The sequence below is a fragment of the Halomonas sp. ANAO-440 genome, assembly GCF_019915905.1.
GTDB lineage: Bacteria > Pseudomonadota > Gammaproteobacteria > Pseudomonadales > Halomonadaceae > Halomonas > Halomonas chromatireducens.
Map to the genome: position 1 here is coordinate 339,787 of NZ_JAHXBV010000004.1, position 20,645 is coordinate 360,431.

The 20,645-nt window shown below is 63.0% G+C and carries 13 protein-coding genes and 1 pseudogene; 9 read left to right on the forward strand and 5 right to left on the reverse strand.

The window, feature by feature from the left end; translation table 11 throughout:
• Nucleotides 1-70: 70 nt before the first annotated feature.
• Entirely contained in the window at nt 71-1,048 is a 978-nt protein-coding gene (locus tag KZO25_RS04820; protein ID WP_066452169.1) for a Bug family tripartite tricarboxylate transporter substrate binding protein, read from the reverse strand.
• Between the two features lie 296 nt (nt 1,049-1,344).
• On the opposite strand from KZO25_RS04820, the gene KZO25_RS04825 reads away from it, so the two are divergent.
• From KZO25_RS04825 to KZO25_RS04835, 3 genes are read left to right on the forward strand one after another with little or no spacing between them, the layout of a single operon-like run.
• The gene (locus KZO25_RS04825) at nt 1,345-2,862 is read left to right on the forward strand and encodes a malonate--CoA ligase (protein WP_223136076.1); all 1,518 of its coding nucleotides are present in this window, start codon (nt 1,345-1,347) and stop codon (nt 2,860-2,862) included.
• Nucleotides 2,863-2,894: 32 nt separating this feature from the next.
• Entirely contained in the window at nt 2,895-3,521 is a 627-nt protein-coding gene (locus tag KZO25_RS04830; RefSeq protein ID WP_223136077.1) for a 2-hydroxychromene-2-carboxylate isomerase, read from the forward strand.
• Complete coding sequence (locus KZO25_RS04835; RefSeq protein WP_223136078.1) at nt 3,509-4,114, forward strand: SHOCT domain-containing protein; 606 nt, start codon at nt 3,509-3,511, stop codon at nt 4,112-4,114. The genes KZO25_RS04830 and KZO25_RS04835 overlap by 13 nt, the downstream gene beginning before the upstream one ends.
• On the opposite strand, the gene KZO25_RS04840 is transcribed toward KZO25_RS04835, so the two are convergent.
• Together KZO25_RS04840 and KZO25_RS04845 are read right to left on the reverse strand one after the other, a co-directional pair.
• Nucleotides 4,111-5,538, reverse strand: coding sequence for an amidase (locus KZO25_RS04840; protein ID WP_223136079.1), 1,428 nt, complete (start codon nt 5,536-5,538; stop codon nt 4,111-4,113). The genes KZO25_RS04835 and KZO25_RS04840 overlap by 4 nt on opposite strands.
• A 161-nt stretch (nt 5,539-5,699) precedes the next feature.
• A complete protein-coding gene (locus tag KZO25_RS04845; RefSeq protein ID WP_223136080.1) occupies nt 5,700-6,692 on the reverse strand; it encodes a 5'-nucleotidase in 993 nt (330 codons plus the stop codon).
• A 172-nt stretch (nt 6,693-6,864) separates the two neighbouring features.
• On the opposite strand from KZO25_RS04845, the gene recC reads away from it, so the two are divergent.
• From recC to KZO25_RS20215, 6 genes and pseudogenes are all read left to right on the forward strand, one after another.
• The gene (gene recC, locus KZO25_RS04850) at nt 6,865-10,566 is read left to right on the forward strand and encodes an exodeoxyribonuclease V subunit gamma (RefSeq protein WP_262488842.1); all 3,702 of its coding nucleotides are present in this window, start codon (nt 6,865-6,867) and stop codon (nt 10,564-10,566) included.
• Entirely contained in the window at nt 10,563-14,510 is a 3,948-nt protein-coding gene (gene recB, locus KZO25_RS04855; RefSeq protein WP_223136081.1) for an exodeoxyribonuclease V subunit beta, read from the forward strand. Before recC ends, recB begins: the two co-directional genes overlap by 4 nt.
• Complete coding sequence (recD, locus tag KZO25_RS04860; protein WP_223136082.1) at nt 14,507-17,029, forward strand: exodeoxyribonuclease V subunit alpha; 2,523 nt, start codon at nt 14,507-14,509, stop codon at nt 17,027-17,029. The genes recB and recD overlap by 4 nt, the downstream gene beginning before the upstream one ends.
• Before the next feature lie 105 nt (nt 17,030-17,134).
• Nucleotides 17,135-17,389: a type II toxin-antitoxin system HicA family toxin gene (locus KZO25_RS04865; RefSeq protein WP_066444310.1), complete on the forward strand. Its 255-nt coding sequence runs from the start codon at nt 17,135-17,137 to the stop codon at nt 17,387-17,389.
• Nucleotides 17,386-17,721 (forward strand): type II toxin-antitoxin system HicB family antitoxin, encoded by a 336-nt coding sequence (locus KZO25_RS04870; RefSeq protein ID WP_223136083.1) that lies wholly within the window; start codon nt 17,386-17,388, stop codon nt 17,719-17,721. The genes KZO25_RS04865 and KZO25_RS04870 overlap by 4 nt, the downstream gene beginning before the upstream one ends.
• 9 nt (nt 17,722-17,730) lie before the next feature.
• Nucleotides 17,731-17,956 (forward strand): annotated as a pseudogene (locus KZO25_RS20215) (ATP-binding domain-containing protein); the annotation flags it as partial.
• Nucleotides 17,957-18,436: 480 nt separating this feature from the next.
• Here KZO25_RS20215 and KZO25_RS04875 read toward each other — a convergent pair.
• Together KZO25_RS04875 and KZO25_RS04880 are read right to left on the reverse strand one after the other, a co-directional pair.
• A complete protein-coding gene (locus tag KZO25_RS04875; protein WP_223136084.1) occupies nt 18,437-19,831 on the reverse strand; it encodes a hypothetical protein in 1,395 nt (464 codons plus the stop codon).
• Between the two features lie 83 nt (nt 19,832-19,914).
• Complete coding sequence (locus KZO25_RS04880) at nt 19,915-20,553, reverse strand: superinfection exclusion B family protein (RefSeq protein WP_223136085.1); 639 nt, start codon at nt 20,551-20,553, stop codon at nt 19,915-19,917.
• Between the last annotated feature and the right edge of the window lie 92 nt (nt 20,554-20,645).

Below are 20,645 nucleotides of genomic sequence, written 5' to 3' on the forward strand. Positions count from 1 at the left end.
CGAGGCTGGAAGGGTCACGACCAGACGGCCGGAGCCGAGTGGTTCGGCTCCGGGCTTCCAGGGGAGGGTGTCAGTCCTGGTTTATCGCGGCGAGGACATCCTTGACCCGCTGGGTGGTGTCGCGATAGATCGCCTGGGCGCTTTCCAGACCCTGCACGTTGTCCAGTCCAGCGGAGGCCTGGGTGGACATGGTTTGTGCGGTATCGGTCTCGAGGCCCTGCATGATGCACTCGGAAAGCTCCTGCTGGATCGACTCCGGCACGGAGGAGAAGGCGTAGACCAGCAGCGGTGCCTCGAAGGAGACGTCATACCCGGCTTCACGGAAGGTGGGTACGTCCGGCAGCACGTCGGAGCGCTCGTCGGCGAAGACACCGATGGCGGTTACCTCACCGGAATTGACGTTGGAGACGATGGAGGGCGGCAGGGTCATGCCGAGGTCGATATGACCACCCAGAATCATGGTGCGGGTCTCGCCGCCGCCAGTCGTCGGCAGGTGGACGTTCTGGATGCCGGTTTCCTGCTCGAGCATCACCAGCGGCAGGTGCACCAGGCTCAACGGATCGGCATGGCCGAAGACGAGGCTGTTCGGCTCGGCCTCTGCCAGCTCGATCCAGTCCTCGATGCTCTGGATATCGTGGTCGGCCTTGACGTAGACGGTGGGCTTCCAGTCGGTCAGGTGGACGATGGGCACCCAGTCCTCCACTTCCCACGGAGTGTCCTCGGTGAGTGTCTGAGTGATGGTGGCGGAATAATCGGCCATCAGGATGGTATGGCCGTTGGGCTCGGCATCGGCGACGAATTGCAGCCCTTCCATGCCCCCTGCGCCCGGCATGCTGACCACATCGATACGGCTGCCGCAGTGTTCCGCCGCATTGGCTGCGATGATGCGAGCGGTGATATCCGTGCTGCCCCCTGCACCATAGGGCATGACGATACGAATCGGGTCGCTGCCCAGGCTTTCCCCATTGGAGGCAAGCGCAGTACCTGCAGACAGGGTCAGCATCGCGGCACTGACCGCAACGGCGGTTGTTGACAGTTTGAAGATCATGTCGAACTCCCTATTCTTGTACATTATTTGTTTCTTGCAAGGCGAACACCACCGCTCCTGATGAGCGACAGCCCTCTGCCTTTAAACCCTAGGCCTCCTGCCCCATGGCTGCTTGTTCATTCCGAGGATTGTCTTGTTAATTTCCCGGTAATTCCACGCAAAACGGAATAAACTGTACACATACTTCTTCCTGTACAAGAACAATCCGGTGATCAGCGACCGATACTTTGCAGCCCAGCCAGCCTGGTGCAACATGACTCACTCGCCAGGAAAAGGGCCAAGGGAGACAGACGGAAATGAGCCAGAACCTCTTCGAGACCTTCGCCGCCCGCATGCAGGAACGCGGCGATGCCGATTTCATCACCACCCGTGACGGCCGCCGCTACAGCCATGCCGATGCCTTGGCCGCCAGCGGCCGGCTGGCAGGTGCCCTGGCCGCGCAGGGTGTCACCCCCGGCGACCGGGTTGCCGTGCAGGTGGACAAGAGCCCCGAGGCGATCCTGCTCTATCTCGCCTGCCTGCGGATCGGGGGCGTCTTCCTGCCGCTCAATACCGGCTATACCGCCGACGAGGTCCGCTACTTCCTTGCCGACGCCGAACCGGCGCTGTTCGTCTGCCGCCCGGCCGCCCTCGAGCAGGCCAGGGCGGTGGCCGGCGAGACAGGCTGCCCGGCGGTGGAAACCCTGGGCAGCGACGGCGACGGCAGCCTGATGGAGGCCGCCCAGCGGGCCACGCCCTTTGATGCCATCGAGCCGCGTGAGCAGAACGACCTGGCGGCGATCCTCTATACCTCGGGCACCACCGGGCGCTCCAAGGGCGCCATGCTGACCCACCGCAACCTGGGCTCCAATGCCGCCACCCTGGCCGAGGCCTGGCGCTTTACCGCCGAGGATCGCCTGATCCATGCCCTGCCGATCTTCCACACCCATGGGCTGTTCGTTGGCTGCAACGTCACCCTGATGGCCGGCTCCAGCATGCTGTTCCTGCCGAGCTTCGACGCCGACGTCATCTTCCAGGAAATGCCCCGCGGCACGGTGCTGATGGGCGTGCCGACCTTCTATACCCGCCTGGTAGCCGATGCACGGCTGACTCCCGAGGCCACCGCCAGCATGCGGCTGTTCGTCTCCGGCTCGGCCCCGCTCACCGCCGAGACCCACCGGGAATTCGAACGGAAGAGCTGCCATGCCATCCTCGAGCGCTACGGCATGACCGAGACCAACATGAACCTCTCCAACCCCTACGACGGCGAGCGGCGCGCCGGCACCGTGGGCATGCCGCTGCCTGGCGTGGAGTACCGCATCACCGACCGCGAAACCCATGAGCCGCTCCCCAATGGTCAGATCGGCATGCTCGAGATTCGCGGCCCCAACGTCTTCATCGGCTACTGGCGGATGCCCGAGAAGACCCGCGAGGAGCTGCTGGAGGATGGCTTCTTCGTCACCGGCGACCTGGCCATGGTCGACGAGCACGGCTACGTCCATATCGTCGGCCGCGACAAGGACATGGTGATTTCCGGGGGCTACAACGTCTATCCCAAGGAGGTCGAGCAAGTGATCGACGAGATCGAGGGGGTGAAAGAGTCCGCCGTGATCGGCGTGCCCCACCCGGACTTCGGCGAAGGCGTCACCGCCGTGGTGGTGCCGGAAGCCCACGCCCGACTCGACGAACGGGATGTCATCGACTTCCTCAAGGACCGGCTGGCGAAGTACAAGCAGCCCAAGCGGGTGCTCTTCGTCGACGCGCTGCCCTACAACACCATGGGCAAGGTGCAGAAGAATGAGCTGCGCAAAAATTACCAGGACATCTATCGTTAGGGGACATCGAGACAGCACCGGGAAGCATCGATATGTCCAAGCGCATCACCTACTACTTCAGCCAGGTATCGCCCTGGGCCTATCTGGGCCATGCCCGGCTGGGTGAGATCGCCGCCCGCCACGGCGCCACCATCGACTACGTGCCGATCACGATCAGCGCAATATTCCCCAGGACCGGCGGCCTGCCGCTGCCCAAACGGTCGCCCGAGCGCCAGGCCTACCGCATGGCGGAGCTGAAACGCTGGCCGCAGCAGATTGGCATCCCGCTCAACGTGGAACCGAAGTACTTCCCCACCGACGACCGTCCAGCGGCGCGCCTGGCACTGACCGCCAAGGCCCAGGGACACGACATTGCCAAACTGTCACTGGCGATATTCAGGGCCTGCTGGACCGAGGATCGCGATATTGCGGACCTCACCACCCTAGGTGATATCGCCGACACCTGCGGCCTCAGCAGCCAGGCGCTGCTGGAGGCGTCGGAATCGGAAATGGGGCAGCGTCGGCTCGATGACGCCTGCGAACAGGCCATCGCGGCCGGCTGCTTCGGCGTCCCTTGGTACAACGTCGAGGGGGAACCCTTCTGGGGTCAGGACCGGCTTGAGCTGGTGGATAAAAAACTGGCGGGCGAACTTGGAGCAGAACCATCATGCACTCACTAAATTCCCAGGTCGTCGATGCACTTGCCAAGCGGCATGATTTCAGTCGCGACGCCATTGCGCACATGGTTTCGGCCGTGGCCGACGGTGATGGCCAGATGGCGATGTTTTCGCACCCCGAGTTCGGCGGCCCCGGCCAATGGATGCAGGGCGGCATGCTGATGCTCAGCGGCCCCATCGACCATCCCTTGAACGCCCGTGTGGATGCGCTATGTCGAGAGATTGGCGAGATGATTGGCGAGATGAAGGATGCGTCAGGTGATGAATTGGGTGGTGAGTCAGGTGATGAGACAGCTGCCCAGCAGTCGGCTTGGGCCGCCGCGGAAGAGAACACGACCTGGTGGCCATCGGCACTCGGCGCACCCAACGCGACCGGCGAACAGAACGGTTTACGCTACGCCTACTTTGCTCAGGCTCGGCGCCTCGTCGTGCAGACCGGGGAGTCCGTCCGGGTTTATGACTGCCTGGACCATCGTATTGAGGGCATTGCCCAGCAGCAGGGAAGCCAAAGCCGATTGACGCTGACCAGCCAGCACGGGAACGTCGACCTCGCGGGCCTGCCGGTCATTTCCACCGACAGGCACCCGCCTAACTAGGAGACGAACGGATCTACCGGCGTGCACGGCCCGAATGCCGCTTCAATGACGTCGGCAGCCTCCAGCACCAGGTCGTCGCGAAAGCGGTCGGCGTAAAGCAGGACGCTCATCGGTGCGTTGTCGATAGGCCGGGTCGGCACCACGACGGCGGGGAAGCCGAGCAGGTTGCCGGGGGTCACGAACCACTGCATGCCCAGCATCAGGTCACTGCCGGCTGGCGAGACGACATCGGCATCGTGCATGAACGGTGCCGACGGCCAGACGGGCCCCAGGACTAACGGATACTCCGCAAAGAACGCCGCCCAGGCCCGGCCGAGACGCGAACGCTCCTGATGCAGCGCGGCATGCGTCACCGACGGATCGATCCTGGCGATCAGGGCATCCATGAGCATGGCGGCCTCCGCGCTGAGCGTGGGCCGTATCGACTCGGCCGTGAGGCTCAGGTCGGACATCTGGAACTGCGTCCAGAGATGGTTGATCAGCTCGATTTCCGGCGGTATCCCCTCCTCCACCTGGTAACCGCCAGCGGCAAGCGCCTCGCCTGCCGCCCGCACGCCAGCGACAATCGCCGGGTCGATCACACTGCCAGGCAGCGATGTCACCATGGCAACACGACGCGAAACTCGCGGGCCTTCCAGCGCCACCGTGACCGAGCGAGGATCGCGCACGTGCTGCCCGTGAACCTGCTCAAGAACGAGCCTGAGATCGGCAACGCTACGGGCGATGGGGCCATCGGTCAGCATTACCTGGGCGCTCAGGAAGCCGTCGCCGGAACTACCATAAGGTATGCGCCCCTGGGTGGGCTTCAGCGCCGCGACACCGCAGCAGAACGCTGGATTTCTCAGCGAACCGCCGATGTCGTTGCCGATGCCGAGCGGCGACATGCCGGACGCCACGGCCGAGCCCTCACCACCGCTGCTGCCTCCCGCTGTCAGTTGTGCGTTCCACGGATTTAGCGTCAGCCCCCTGAACGGGTTGCTGGTGGAAATCCGCAGGCCCATTTCCGGCATGTTGGTGCGCCCGATGGGAATGGCGCCAGCGGCACGCATCCGTTCGACCACCGGCGCATCCTGTTCCGGCAATGCCTTGGCGTTCGCGGCCAGGCCCAAGGTGGTCGGGGTACCGACGCAATCGATATTCTCCTTCACCGTGATCGGCACCCCGTGCAGAGGCGGCAGATCGCGCTTGCCCGCCTTCTTGCGCTGGGCATCCGCCGCGTCCGCCGCCTCACGGGCCGACGTGCGCAGCATCACAGTGACGGCATTGAGCTCAGGGTTCACCGCCTCGATCCGCGCCAGGTGGGCATCGATCACCTCGCGGCTCGACACTTCCCCGGATCTGATAAGGGCCGCCAGTGTCGTGGCGGACTGCCGCCACAGGTCCTGCGAACCGCTCGGGGCCTGGGGAGAAGAACGCTTTTTCATGTTTTCACTTCCTTTGTGGCCGTGACACCCGGAACTGTGGCGGCACGGGATGCGATCCTGCATCGTCAAGACGTGTTGGCATCGGCGTGGGCGAATCGTCCCGCGGATAGAGAGGAAAGATGGCGCTCTGCTAAGCGGTGCCTATCTAGCAGGATAGTCGCTCATGGAAAATTATCTTCAGACAGTGGAGGGAGTGGCCGGGCAGGCTCTTCATCGCCGACAACGAGGCCCTGATTGAGCTGCCCGAACGGCACATGCACCGACGGCAGGGTATCGCTGGTGGCCGAGAGGTGGGAGGCCTGGTCGTCGAAAAAGATATGCGGTTTGATGATGCCGAGAACATGCTCCTTGGCGATGCCGCCGAGGAAATAGGCCTCGTTGACGGTCACGCCCCAGCTACGCATGGTATGAATGACCCGCTCATGGGCCGGCGCGTTGCGGGCCGTCACGATGGACACCCTGACCCTGGGGCGATAGCCACCCCGGGTTTCCTCTTCGCGCTGCTTCTCCAGCATCTGGATGTGGGCCAGCTTGCGCAGGAATACCGCCAGCAGGCCCGCCTCGGACGGTACCTGGGCATTGGCCCGCTCGTATTCGCGGAATGCCTCGATTCCCTGCTGCTGGTAGATGGTTTCGGACTCATCCGTGACCAGCACGCCATCGAAGTCGAAGGCGATGCGCAACTCCTCCTCATCGGTCAGATCTAGATCACCCGATGACAGCACCTGCCCCGCCGGGTGCCCCGCCAGGATCGCCTGGTCGACATCCTGGCGATTGGCGGAAAGGAAGAGGCTGATATTCAATGCCGGAATGAAGCGATGGGGATAGCGCCCCTGCAGGAAGATCGCCCGCGTGATGCCCAGCTCATGATGCTCGATCGACTTCATGACACGCAGCCCGGTTTCCGGATCGTTGCGCGAAAGCAGCACCACCTCGATGGGCGGATTGTCCGGGCTGAGTTCGTTCAATGAAAGCAGGCGCTTGATGAAGGGGAAGGCAACGCCGGTACCGAGTGGCGTGTTCTCGTTATCGCGCTGGTAGACGCGATAGGACGCCTCCCCCTGCTCGCGGAAGACCCGGTCGGACTCGGCCAGATCGAACAGGGCGCTGGATGCCAGCCCGATTACCAGGCGTTCACTGAGGTCATAGGCCATGGTCGTCCTTGATGAAGGAGTGCAACACACGATCTCCAGACCATGCCTCAGAGTTTTCGGCCAGACAAGCGCCTATCCGTATAGACATCACGGCTTGGAACCGCATGACTGTAAATGCTTGAACCTGTAAAACTGCAAAACTGTATTTATGGCAACATGGCTGAGTTCATGTATGCAGCAAGGACCCGCCATGCCGTTCGCCGCCCCCCAGGAGAATGCCCTTACCCCCGGCTTCATGGTCGTTCACGGCAACCGCCTGGAGGACCTGCGCGGCGTGGCGGTGGAGTGGATGAAGCGCCACCCGCTGGCGCCGCTGGAGAACGAGACGATCCTGGTGCAGAGCAACGGCATCGGCCAGTGGATGAAGCTGGCGCTGGCCGCCGACGAGGCCGACGGCGGCAGCGGCATCGCCGCCGCGCTGGATGTCACCCTGCCGGCGCGCTTCCTGTGGCAGGCCTACCGCGCGGTACTCAACCACGTGGAAGGCGACCCCAACGCGGTGCCGGCCACTTCGCCCTTCGACAAGTCGCACCTGATATGGCGGCTGCTGCGCCTGCTGCCCGAGCTGATGCCGCGCGACGAATTCGCCCCGCTGCGCCGCTTCCTCGAAGGCGACAGCGACCTGCGCAAGCATCACCAGCTCGCCGAGCGCCTGGCCGATCTGTTCGATCAGTACCAGGTCTACCGCGCCGACTGGCTCGACGCCTGGGGCCGCGGCGAGGACGTGCTGATCTCCGCCCGCGGCCAGGCCAGCCCGCTTCCCGACACCCAGCGCTGGCAGCCCGCCCTGTGGCGGGCGCTCATCGAGGACGTGGGCGACGACGGCGTGGCCTCCAGCCGCGCCATGGTGCACCGGCGTTTCCTCGAGGCGGCGCGCCAGCTCGATGGCGATAATCGCCCCGTTGGTCTTCCAAGGCGGGTGATGGTGTTCGGCATCTCGTCGCTGCCCCAGCAGTCGCTGGAAGCGCTGGCCTCCATCGCCCGCTGCTGCCAGGTGGTGCTGTGCGTACACAACCCCTGCCAGCACTACTGGGCCGACATCATCGAACACAAGGACCTGCTCCGTGCCCAGCGCTACCGGCAGCAGCGCAAGGCCGGCATGCCCGCCCGGCTCGACGTGCTCGGCCTTGGCGACGCTGACGCTAATGGCGACGGAGCGGAAAGCCTGCACCTGCACGCCCAGCCGCTGCTGGCCGCCTGGGGCAAGCAGGGCCGCGACTACCTGCGCCTGCTCGACGAGCACGATGACGCCCAGCAGTACGAGCGCCTGTTCGCCGCCGACTCGCTGCGCATCGACCTGTTCGAACCCTTCGTGCGCGAAGGGGACGGCCGACTGCTGCAGCAGCTGCAGGACGACATCCGCGAACTGCGCCCGCTGCACGAGACCCGCGAGACCTGGCCGGCGGTGGACCCCAGCCGCGACGACTCCATCGTCTTCCACGCTGCCCACAGCCCCCAGCGCGAGGTGGAGATCCTCCACGACCAGCTGCTCGCCGCCTTCAGCGCCGACCCCAGCCTCAAGCCCCGCGACGTGATCGTGATGGTGCCGGACATCGACCACTACGCGCCCCACGTGCAGGCGGTGTTTGGTCAATATGCGCGGGGCCAGCTCGACCGCGACGACCCGCGCTACATTCCCTTTACGCTCTCCGACCAGGGCAGCCGCCACCGCCTGCCGCTGCTGATCGCGCTGGAGAAGCTGCTGCGCCTGCCGGAGCTGCGCCTCTCGGTGAGCGACCTGCTCGACATGATCGACGTGCCCGCCCTGCGCGTGCGCTTCGGCATCAAGGAAGACGACGTGCCGACCCTGCGCCGCTGGATCGAAGGCGCCGGCATCCGCTGGGGGCTCAACGCCAGCCAGCGTGGCAGCCTCGACCTGCCACAGGGCATGGAGCAGAACACCTGGGCCTTCGGCCTGCGCCGGCTGCTGCTGGGCTACGCCGTGGGCGAGGCCGCCAGCGGCCCGTGGCAGGGCATCGAGCCCTTCGACGACATCGGCGGGCTGGAAGCGGCACTGGCCGGCCCCCTGGCCGCGCTGCTGGAAACCCTGGAGCAGCAGTGGCGCAGCCTACGCGAGCCCACCGACGTGACCGGCTGGGTGCAGCGCCTGCGCGCCCTGCTGGAAGCCAGCTTCCTCGCCGACACGCCCGAAGACAGCCTGATGCTGGCCCAGCTCGAACAGAAGCTGCAGGAGTGGCAGGAGAGCACCGAGGAGGCCGGGCTGACCCGCGACCTTCCGCTCTCCGTGGTACGCGAGCACTGGCTGGGGCAGATCGACGAGTCGAGCCTGTCCCAGCGCTTCATGGCCGGGGCCGTCAACTTCGCCACCCTGATGCCGATGCGCGCCATCCCCTTCAAGCGCGTCTGCCTGCTGGGCATGAACGACGGCGACTACCCGCGCAGCCAGCCGCCGATGGACTTCGACCTGATGAACGGCGACTACCGCCCCGGCGACCGCTCGCGCCGCGAAGACGACCGCTACCTGTTCCTGGAAGCGCTGCTCTCCGCCCGGGAGCAGCTCTACGTCAGTTGGGTCGGCCGCAGCATCGTCGACAACGGCGAGAAGCCGCCCTCGGTGCTGGTCGGTCAGCTGCGCGACCATCTCCAGGCCGGCTGGCGCCTCACAGATAATGACGAAAACGACGGCAGCGACTTGCTCGATTCGCTCACCACCGCGCACCCACTGCAACCCTTCAGCCGCACCTACTTCCCTACCGAGGCGCAGCAGGCCCAGCGCAACGTCTCGGCCCGGCGGCTGTTTACCTACGCCCATGAGTGGCGCGACATTCATGGCCAAGCGCATGGACAGTCACATGGCGAAGCGACGGCGGAAGCAGCGCCCCTCGACCTGGAGGCATACACACAGGACACGCCGCTGACACTGCACCAACTGGGTAATTTTTTGCGCGACCCGGCGAAGGCCTTCTTTACCACCCGCCTCAAGGTGTTCCTGGAGCGCGAGGACATCGTCAGCCTCGACCACGAGCCCTTCGCCCTGGACGGCCTCGGAAACTGGCAGCTGCAGGACCTGCTGATCCGCGAGCAGCGCCGCGCCGTGGACGAGAACCAACCCCGCGAGCCAGCCATGCTGGCCACCCTCGACCGCCTGCAGGGCCAAGGCGTGCTGGCCATGGGCGCCTTCGGCGAGCGCATGCGCGAGCAGCTCACCGAACCGATGCCGGAACTGTTCGAAGCCTATGAGGCGGCGCTGGACGAGTGGCCCCACGCCATCGAAGAGCCCGAGCCGGTGCAGCTCAACGTGCCCGGTGCCCCGCCTCTAGAGGATTGGCTCGACGAGCTGCGCCGCGACGCAGAGGGCCGCCGCTGCCGCCTGGTGCTGGTCAGCAGCAGCCTGATCAAGAAGGGCAAGTACCACTGGCAACACATCCTGCGCCACTGGGTAGCGCACCTGGCCGGTCATCTGGAAGGCCACCCTTTGACGACGAGACTGCTCTCCAAGGCGGGCCACGTGACACTGCCGCCCCTCGACCCGGAACTCGCCCGCGACCACCTGCGCGAGATCGTCAAAGCCTGGCAGGCCGGCATGCGCGAGCCGCTGCCGCTGGCCTGCGATACCGCCTTCGTCTGGCTGAGCAAACTGGGTACGCCCGATTCCGAGCGCGACAGCGACGCCTGGCACGCTGCCCGCAAGACCTACGAGGGTGACGACTACAACGCTGGCGAAGTGGGCCGCAACGCCTACCTCGCCCACCGCTCGCCAACCTTCACCCGGCTCTACGAAGCCCGCCAGGACAGACTCGGTTTTGCCGAACTCACCGAACGGCTTCTCGCCCCGGTACACCTGGCCGTCAAAGGCGACAAGAAAGAGAGCGGGAAGAAGACAGAAGAGAAGAAAGCGGGGAGCAAGGGATGAGCGAGGTCACTCAGTTAGACCCATTGGCGTGCCCATTGCACGGCAGCCGCTTAATCGAAGCCAGCGCGGGCACCGGCAAGACCTTCACCATCGCCCTGCTCTACGTGCGCCTGGTGCTCGGCGCCCGCTCGGAGGCCGACGAGGCTGCCTTCGAGCGCCCGCTGACGCCGCCGGAAATTCTCGTCGTCACCTTCACCAACGCCGCCACCCAGGAGCTACGCGAGCGGGTTCGTGCGAGGCTAGTGGAAGCCGCCGGAGTCTTTCTCTCTCCACAGGCGCCCGAAACCGCGCCCGGCCTTGCCGAAGCTTCGGGAGCAGAACAGAGCGGAGGTCATTCTGCAGGGATGCAGAATGTAGCGCCCAGGGACGGGTTCACAGCGCCTCCGCGGAGTTCTGCTGGCGAAGCGGCTGACGATGCTGAACACGGGGCGCCGGGGTCAGCCCCGGTTGCCACCCAGCAGCAAGCAGATCCACTCCTCATCGCCCTCCGCGACCAATACGATCCCGCCACCTGGCCCGCTTGCGCCCGGCGCCTGCAGCTCGCCGCCGAATGGATGGACGAGGCCGCCGTCTCCACCATCCACAGCTGGTGCTACCGCATGCTGCGCGAGCACGCCTTCGACAGCGGCAGCCTGTTCTCCCTCGACCTGGAAAACGACCAGACCGAGCTGGAGCTCGAAGTGGTGCGCGACTACTGGCGCAGCTTCTACTACCCGCTCAACACCGACGAACTGGCTAGCGTAGTACGCCACTGGAGCACGCCCGAACAGCTGCACCAGGCGGTGCGCGGGCTGATGCCTGAAGCCGAGGCACTGAACAAGGGCGCCCCGCCCCCGGTCGAAACGGTCGCCAACGCCCAGCACGAGACCGCCAAGCGCCTAGCAGAGCTCAAGGCGCCGTGGGCCACGTGGATCGAGCAATTGGGTGATTTGTTCGAAGAGGCCGCCCAGCAGAAGGCCTTCAAGGGCCAGAGCTTCAATGCCCGCAGCCGCACCAACTGGCTCGGCGCCCTGCGCGACTGGTCTCAGGGGGATGCCACCTGGCCCAGCCTCACTGACGCCGCCTGGAAACGCCTCACGCCCCAGGGCATGGCCGATATCTGGCTCAAGGGCGAGCCGCCGAACCACCCGGCCCTGGCCGCGCTGGAAGCGCTGCAGGACGAACTCAACGCCCTGCCCGATCCCTACGCCGACCTGCTAACCCACGCCGTGCACTGGTGCCGCGCGCGGCTCGACCGCGAGCAGGAACGCCGCGCCGAGATGGGCCCCAACGAGCTGCTCACGCATCTCGACCGGGCGCTTGCCGGCCCCAACCGTGAGGCGCTGGGCGCGCAGATCCGCCGACAGTTTCCCGTCGCCCTGGTCGATGAATTCCAGGACACCGACCCGGTGCAGTACCGCATCTTCGACTGCGTGTACCGCATCCGCGAGAACTCGCCTGAGACCGGCGTGTTCCTGATCGGCGACCCAAAGCAGGCGATCTATGCCTTCCGCGGCGCCGACATCCATACCTACCTGCGCGCACGCCGCGACACCCAAGGCCGCCACGTCACCCTGGGCACCAACTTCCGCTCCAGCGAGGCGATGGTCGAGTCGGTGAACCGCTGCTTCGAATTCGCCGAGGCACACCCGCCCGGTGCCTTCCTGTTCAAGGAGGCTGATGGCAGTAACCCGGTTCCGTTTCTTCCCGTGGGCGCGAAAGGACGCAAGGACTCACTTACCCGCCAGGGTCAGCCGCTGCCAGCCATGACCCTGTGGCAGCTCGACAGCGACGAGCCGCTCTCCAAGACCGCCTACCACGGCGTGATGGCCGAGCGCTGCGCCTCCTATATGGTCGAGCTGCTCAACGAAGGCCAGGCGGAGCGTACCGGCTTCAAGGATGAGGACACCCTCAAGCCGCTCAAGCCCTCCGATATGGCGGTACTGGTCAACGGCCTGGGCGAGGCGCGGGCGATCCGCCAAGCACTGGCCCGGCGTGGGGTGAAGAGCGTCTACCTCTCCGACAAGGACAAGGTGTTCGCCTCGCCGGTCGCCCCCCAGCTCGACGCCTGGCTGCGCGCCTGTGCAGCGCCTGAAGACGACCGGCTGCTGCGTACCGCCCTGGCCACCCCGGTGCTGGGGCTCGATATCGCCACGCTGGACAAGCTGAACGAAGATGAACTGGCCTGGGAAAGCCGCGTACTGCAGTTCCGCGACTACCACCGCCTGTGGCAGCGCCAGGGCGTGCTGCCGCTGGTGCGCAAGATCATCCACGACTTCGACGTGGCGACGCGACTGCTGTCGAGCGGGCCTGCCAGCGAGGGTGAACGCTTCCTAACGGATTTGTTACACTTGGGCGAATTGCTACAGCACGCCAGCCAGGAGCTCGACGGCGAACACGCGCTGATCCGCTTTCTCGCCGAATCCATCGCCCACCCCGAAGGCCAGGGCGACACCCACAAGCTGCGCCTGGAGAGCGACGCCGACCTGGTGCAGGTCATCACCATTCACAAGTCCAAGGGGCTGGAGTACCCGCTGGTGTTCCTGCCCTTTATCTGCAGCCACCGCCCGACGAAGAAGGACGACTCGCCGCTGCGCTGGCACGACGCCGAGGGCCGCCTGCGCATCAGCCTGGAGGCCGATGAGGAAACCCTGGCCACCGTCGACCGCGAGCGCCTGGGCGAGGACCTGCGCAAGCTCTACGTGGCGCTGACCCGGGCGCGCCACGCCAACTGGCTCGGCATGGCCCCGCTCAAGGGCGGCGAAGGCAGCGCCATCGGCCAGCTGCTGGCCAATGGCGCGCCCATCGGGCCCAGTGTTTTTGAAGAAGCACTGAAGCAGCTCAAGGGGGACTGCGCCGCCATCGAGATCGCCCCGGCACCGCCGGCCCACGCCCAGATCGTCACCCAGACAGAGCGCGACGATGCCCTGGGCGAAGCGCGCACGCCCGCACGCCCCGCCCGCGAGCACTGGTGGATCGCCAGCTACTCGGCGCTGCGCCTCTCGGGCGAAATGGTAAGCGCCCCAGTAAGGGCTGACTTACGTTCTACCCCCCATGACAGCGAAGCGCAGCGAAACGGCAGCCTGCCCGAGCCGGCCACCGCTATGGAGGCCACCGCGCTGGAAGTGATTGAAGAGCCCCATGACAGCGGCCAGAGCGAACCGCTGCCCTCCTTGCACAGGTTTCCGAGGGGCCCCGGCCCCGGCACCTTCCTGCACGGCATTCTCGAATGGGCCGGCGAGCTGGGCTTCGCCCGCGTGGCCCGCGATCCGGCCCTGCGCGAGGAGACCCTGGCCCGCCGCTGCCAGGTGCGCGGCTGGCAGCCGTGGCTGAATACCCTGCATTCCTGGTTCGGCACCCTGCTCGCCGCCCCGCTGCCGCTGCCCAATGGCGCAGGCAGCCTTACGCTCGAGACGCTGACGAGCTATCAGGTGGAGATGGAATTCTGGTTCGCCGCCAGCAAGGTCGACACCCGCCGGCTGGACGCCCTCGTAAGTGCTTACACACTCGCCAACCCGGATGGCAGCGAAGGTGCCAGCCTGCCGCGCCCCGCGTTGGATGCCGACACCCTCAACGGCATGCTCAAGGGCTTCATCGACCTGGTGTTCGAGCATGAAGGGCGCTACTACGTGGCCGACTGGAAATCGAACCACCTGGGGCCGGACGACAGCGCCTACAGCCCCGAGGCGATGCGCCAGGCCGTGGCCGAGAAACGCTACGACCTGCAGTACGCGCTCTACCTGCTGGCCCTGCACCGGCTGCTCAAGGCGCGGCTGCCGGGCTACGATTACGACCGCCACATCGGCGGCTCGCTCACCGTATTCCTGCGTGGCGCCAATACCGAGAGCCGCGGCGTGCACGCCGAGCGCCCCCCGCGCCAGCTGATCGAAGCGATGGATGCGCTCTTCCGGAGCGACACTCAAGCGGCGAGCGCCGCCACCCAGGCAACGGAGGCGTCGGCATGAGCAAGCGCAGCAAGAACCACGATGACGCCACCCCGGACCTGTTCGCCGATCTCGGTGAGGAATCAGGCGCCAGTAACGAGGTAGGTATTAGCAACGAATCAAACGCTAGCACCGAAGCAGGCATTGGCGACGCACCAGGCAAGAGCGAACCCACCAGGCCGGAACCGCCCCTAACCGCGCTTCACGACACCCAAGCGCTGTTCGCCCTGCTCGACCGCTGGGTGGAGCGCGGCTGGCTGCGTGCGCTGGACCGGGCACTGGCCAGCTTCTTCCAGCGTGAAGTGAGCGACGCCCCTCCCCTGCTGCTGCTCGCAGCTGCCCTTGCCAGCCATCAGCTCGGCCGCGGCCACGTCTGCCTCGATCTCGCCCAGACCCTGGCCGCGCCCGACCTGGCGCTCTCGCTGCCGCCGGAAGGCGACGACTTCAGCGACCCGCCGCCGCTGCCCAGCGACCTGCTGGCAGACCTCGACCTCGCCACCTGGCGCGCCGCCCTGAACCATCCCGCCCTGGTGGGGGACGGTAGTGGCCCCGGCAACACGCCGCTGGTGCGCAGCGAGCGCGACGGCAACGTGCGACTCTACCTGCGCCGCTACTGGCAGTACGAGCGGGATATTCGCCACCAAATCTCGGCAAGACTGGGCACAAGCGACGACGCCTTACCCTCCAGCACAAGCGGCGAAATCTGCAGGAGGAAGCTTCAGCCCACGACTGGCGCCGACAGGCGCCCGGATGATGCCTTACCCTCCAGCACAAGCGATGAAATCTGTAGGAGGAAGCTTCAGCTCACGACTGGCGCCGATAGGCGCCCGGATAACGCCACCGACACAGCAACCCTCTCCACCGCCCTCAACACCCTCTTCCCAGAGCAACATCAGCTGGACTGGCAAAAAATCGCCTGCGCCCTCGCCGCCCAGGCACACTTCGCGGTGATCACCGGCGGCCCCGGCACCGGCAAGACCACCACTGTGGTCAAGCTGCTCGCCCTGCTGCAGGCACTGGCCCTCGGCGAGCCCGCCACCAATCAGGCCCCACGCCCGCTGCGCATTCGCCTGGCCGCCCCCACCGGCAAGGCCGCGGCACGCCTCAACGAATCCATCGCCAAGCAGGTGCAGGGGCTTTCGCTGGTGGAACTGGCCGCCGCCGTGGGCCAACAGGGTGTGGATATCTCAACCCTGCGCGACAGCATCCCCACCGAAGTGACCACGCTGCACCGCCTTCTGGGCTCGCGACCGGACACCCGTCACTTCCGCCACTACGCCGGCAACCCGCTGGCGCTGGACGCCCTGGTGATCGACGAAGCCTCGATGGTGGATATCGAGATGATGGCCGCCGTGCTCACCGCCCTGCCGCCCAGGGCGCGGCTGATCCTGCTCGGCGACAAGGACCAGCTCGCCTCGGTGGAAGCCGGCGCCGTACTCGGCGACCTCTGCCAGCGCGCCGAAGGCGGCCACTACACCCCGGCCTCCTGCGACTGGCTGGAACGGGTGACTGGCACGCCGATTCCTGAACGATACCGAGACGAGAGCGGCCTGCCGCTGGACCAGGCCATCGCCATGCTGCGGGTAAGCCATCGCTTCGATGCGAAAAGCGGCATCGGCCAGCTCGCCGAAGCGGTCAACCGCCCGCTTGGTCCCGATCATGGGCAGAAGGAAAAGAAGCGCGCCGTACGGAAGATCTTCCAGCAGGGCTACGCCGATATTGCCCGTCTCGCCCTGGCGGATGCCGACGACCCAGCGCTGGACCGCCTCGTGGTGAACGGCAACCCGACAGGCTTCGCCAATAGCAGTGAAGGCCGCCACGACCGCCGTAGCGAACCCATCGCGCCACCGGTCGGCTACGGCCACTACCTTGAAGTGATGAAAGCAGCGCGCCCCGCACAACCCTTCTTCGGCGAAGGCGAAGCACGCCAGCCCTATGACGACTGGGCCCGCCAGGTGCTCGCCGCCCATGGCCACTTCCAGTTGCTGTGTGCGCTGAGGAAAGGCACCTGGGGCATCGAAGGACTGAACCCGCGTATCGGTCGCGCCCTGCGCCGCGCCGGCTGGCTCAAGGCCAGCGACCTGGAGCTGGAACAGGGCTGGTTCGAAGGCCGCCCGGTGCTCGTCACCCGCAACGACTACGGCCTGGGGCTGATGAACGGCGATATCGGCATCACCCTCACCGTGCCTGAGGCCCGCAGCGTCATTGATCCGCCCGGCCGCTCCCTGCTACGCGTCGCCTTCCCGGCAAGCGACGGCAGCGGCGACATCAAATGGGTGCTACCCAGCCGCCTGCAGGCGGTGGAAACCGTATTCGCCATGACGGTACACAAATCTCAGGGCTCGGAATTCACCCACACCGCCCTGCTACTCCCCGACGCGCCCAACCCAATCCTCACCCGCGAGCTGGTCTACACCGGCATCACCCGCGCACGCGATTGGCTAACGCTGGTGGAGACGGGCCGCGGGATGCTGGATGAGGCGGTGACGAGGGAGGTAGTGAGGGTGAGCGGGTTGGGGATAACATCAGGCCAAGATTAAGCGCCATAATCTTGATTGTGCTGCAAAGCTCCCCCTCATCCTATCGCAGGCCAGCTGTTGTGGCGCGCCCTGGCCTTTGGTACTAAAATTCAGTACCATTGGAGCATGAAACGAAAACACGCCAAGACGCTGGCCGCCATCTTCAGCCGACCTACGCCGGGATCGATCCCCTGGAGCGACATCGAGTCGCTGTTTAGGGCGCTGGGCGCAGACATCCAGGAACGGGAGGGCTCGCGTATCGCCGTTGTGCTGTTTGGCGAGGTGCGCGTGTTCCATCGGCCCCACCCCTCACCGGATACCGACAAGGGCGCAGTGGCCAGCATCCGCAAGTGGTTGGAAGAGAACGGAGAGACCCCGTGAACAACATCATGATCATCGACGGCTATCGCGCCGTCATCCAGTACGACCCGGATATCGAGATGTTCCGCGGCGAGTTTACTGGCCTTAACGGCAGTGCCGACTTCTACGCCGACAGCGTGGCCAAGCTGCGTGAGGAAGGCGGTGTTTCGCTGTGCGTTTTCCTTGATGAGTGTCGGGAGCGAGGCATCGAGCCCACTAAGTCCTACTCCGGTAAGTTCCAGGTGCGCCTGTCTGAAGAGCTGCACAAAAACGCCGTTGATGCCGCCACGGCCAAGGGACAAAGCCTTAATCAGTTCGTGGCCACCGCCATCGAGCACGAGCTTTCGACGTAACTTTAACTCCAGAGCCAAGGCTCGGATTTCACCCACACCGCCCCGCCCTGCTGCTCTCCGACGCCCCCAACCCCATCCTCACCCGGGAGCTGGTCTACACCGGCATCACCCGCGCGAGGGACTAGCTCACACTGGTGGAGACGGGGCGCGGGATGCTGGATGAGGCGGTAACGAGGTAGTGGTGAGGGTGAGTGGGTTGGGAGGTTGTAATCAAAGCCGACATCCTCAGTATTGATGATGTCGGCTTTCGGCCATAAGCGGCCATTGAGATTTTATTGATATACAACAACGACAAAGCCGCATAGCAGGCTAGTCGTACGACTGGAGCGACTTGTTAGGCACCTCGTCACTTGGTGCTCCCGGGTTCGACAGATATTAATATAAGTGATTGATTTTTAGTGATTTTGGTTTTCTTGTAGTGACACGTTTTGGCCTTCAGAGTTGCCATCTTGGCTAACATCACAGTATCGTGATGTTGTAAAGCGACGCTTCAATGGAGCTTCTATAGGCAGGTATATCAATAGGTTACTGATTCAAACAGTTGTTGTAGTGCCAATCCTGGAACCCGACTTTCAGGAAAAACAGTCACTTACGCGGTTATCTGTCGAAGTCGGGGGTGCTCATGCCCAGCTCCATCAGAAAGCTTCTATGAGTGCGCTATATATTTCCTCCGGCAGGCTTAACGCAGGCCTGTTAATACAGCCAGAGGCTTAAATCACTCATAAGGAAATCTAAACGCAAACATAATGGCTATCATCACCAAGGCTATCTCTTCTAGTTTTTCATATCTATTCTCATGTATGGCTTTTCTAACTTCAGGCAATACCATCTCTAAATCAGCAACATGGAAGTAGTGAACATCGTCGCCAACCTCCAAGACTGCCAACCTCGTCTCTATTGGCCATTTTTTAATTTCCTTTTCTTTAAACACACTACAAACCACATCGTCGTCAAATGAGTAAACAGCCCCTGCCGGAATATGGAATCTAGTTCGACGCTTAAGTTCCTGAGGCGGAGTTTCTCTTTTATCAGAACTTAGTGAAGCAGACTCAAAAATTTCACAAAAAATCTTAGCGGCCTTAATTTCCTTTCTATTCGCATGTTCTTTAAATCTGTGGAATGAAGAAAACCTAGTGCTCACTGATGCAGGATGAGAAACCAACGAGGGAATATGAATTTGAAACCAATAATTAAAAATCCCCCCCTTTATCCCGAGGTCTGAATTAGACTCCAAGTGGCTAACCACCTTTTTCAAATCTTTTTGAATCGTATCTTTAGCATGATCACCAGTAACGGCAAACGTTAAACCATTATGTTTATATGCAACTTTAGTTACATCAGCAGCAACGCAGCCAAAGACGTTCCTCCCATCACGTTTTTTGGGCATTCGTTTTAGCAGCTGAGCTTCAGCATCTCTTATTCTTTTTCTCAATTGCTTACTGCTGGCAATTCTCTTGCATTCAATATAAAAGGCTGCTTTTTTTGAAAAAGCAATAACATCAGTTTCGGTAGTAAGATCTACATGGCAGCCATATTGCAAAAAATAACTAGCGATTCTAAGCTCAAACTGAGCATTCCTAGAGTCAGAGTCTTTATCTAGTGCAGCAAAGTCACTTCCTCCTATCATGAGCTCCAACTTCTCATCACCACCTAAAGGCTCTTTGCATTTCAACCCCCTCAATATCCACATAAGCTCGTGAACTTCCCGCAACACATAAAGCTCCCAATCCAATGGGCTTTCAAACGGCCCTGCCAATGAATTTTTAAACACTCTCCAAGGATCTGCATCTTTCTCCAAAACCAAAGAAAAATAGTCCAAATATCTCTCGATTCTTGTATTTTTTAACTTTATCCCTTTTAAAGAGAGGTATTCATTAAGTTCGACTAGGTCCTGATAGTGATGGAAGTACTCTAGTGAAGGAAGCGTTTGCAATGGCAAGTTGTATTTTTTTTCTTCCATGCTTATCAATCTCTCAAACTTTGCACAACAATTAATGAAGAATTTCAGAAAACCATACAGCGGATTTGAGAAGTATTTTAGTGTCCGCTTTGGGTCGTCAACTGCCCCTACCACCTCATCAGCATAGAGAAAAATTCCACATCCGGCCATTATGCATAGCACCCAAGTATGAATAATGATACAGCGGCGGCGCACAGTACCGTCCGTTACATGCTGTTGTTGGACAACAGCTACTACATCATCCGCTCCTCAAACAGCGCAAAGTGGCGCTCTAACTCTCCCATAAAGTGCGGTCGGTTTGCCATCAGCCAAACCCTTCCGTCTTCCGTCAAATCCCATTTACCATCATCGGTATGTACAACGAAAGGGCCAAGGTCTACGAGCGTGGGGCTTAGCAACTCTTGAGTTGGTTTAGACAAAGAAACGGAGAATACAGACCCAACAGTGGTGCGAATTCCGGAAGACGCCGCCCGAACGAGAACGCCAGCGTTCAACAAAGACGCGACTGCCGGCTGCTCAAGCGGAAGCCTCAGGTTCTTCGCCCCCGCAATGAAGAATTCACGTAGAACCGCCTTTTCAGCACCATCTAGCTGCAGCATGAATTCCTGCAGAGCCGTTTCAGCAGCTTTCCTTCGGTAGTGGCTCCGGACTTTTCCATAGGACCAAATTCCAACCTCAACCGCCAGCAAAGAAAAGGATACAACGAAGATAACGCCCGCATAAGGAGCAAAATCTTCCCGGAGCTGAGCCAGAGCAAGCCGTTCCAACCAAGCCGATGGCAGGAAAAGCAGCAGCCCGGACGAAAAGGCCAACACGGCCACAAACCGCGTCGGCACCTTGGCCAAATCTGCTATCCGGGAAATCCACTCCATTCGTTCTCCTATCGCGCTGAACGCTCAGTATCGGCCGCGTATTTGCCGCAGCGAAGCGTAAGAAAATACGTCGACTGGATGCACTTGTTGGG

What these genes read in the sequence shown, in the direction of transcription:
- KZO25_RS04820 (WP_066452169.1), bottom strand. Translation starts at nt 1,048, where the DNA reads ATGATCTTCAAACTGTCAACAACCGCCGTTGCGGTCAGTGCCGCGATG.
- KZO25_RS04865 (WP_066444310.1), top strand. Translation starts at nt 17,135, where the DNA reads ATGAAACGAAAACACGCCAAGACGCTGGCCGCCATCTTCAGCCGACCT.
- KZO25_RS04875 (WP_223136084.1), bottom strand. Translation starts at nt 19,831, where the DNA reads ATGGCCGGATGTGGAATTTTTCTCTATGCTGATGAGGTGGTAGGGGCA.
- recD (WP_223136082.1), top strand. Translation starts at nt 14,507, where the DNA reads ATGAGCAAGCGCAGCAAGAACCACGATGACGCCACCCCGGACCTGTTC.
- recC (WP_262488842.1), top strand. Translation starts at nt 6,865, where the DNA reads ATGCAGCAAGGACCCGCCATGCCGTTCGCCGCCCCCCAGGAGAATGCC.
- KZO25_RS04835 (WP_223136078.1), top strand. Translation starts at nt 3,509, where the DNA reads ATGCACTCACTAAATTCCCAGGTCGTCGATGCACTTGCCAAGCGGCAT.
- KZO25_RS04825 (WP_223136076.1), top strand. Translation starts at nt 1,345, where the DNA reads ATGAGCCAGAACCTCTTCGAGACCTTCGCCGCCCGCATGCAGGAACGC.
- KZO25_RS04845 (WP_223136080.1), bottom strand. Translation starts at nt 6,692, where the DNA reads ATGGCCTATGACCTCAGTGAACGCCTGGTAATCGGGCTGGCATCCAGC.
- KZO25_RS04840 (WP_223136079.1), bottom strand. Translation starts at nt 5,538, where the DNA reads ATGAAAAAGCGTTCTTCTCCCCAGGCCCCGAGCGGTTCGCAGGACCTG.
- KZO25_RS04880 (WP_223136085.1), bottom strand. Translation starts at nt 20,553, where the DNA reads ATGGAGTGGATTTCCCGGATAGCAGATTTGGCCAAGGTGCCGACGCGG.
- recB (WP_223136081.1), top strand. Translation starts at nt 10,563, where the DNA reads ATGAGCGAGGTCACTCAGTTAGACCCATTGGCGTGCCCATTGCACGGC.
- KZO25_RS04830 (WP_223136077.1), top strand. Translation starts at nt 2,895, where the DNA reads ATGTCCAAGCGCATCACCTACTACTTCAGCCAGGTATCGCCCTGGGCC.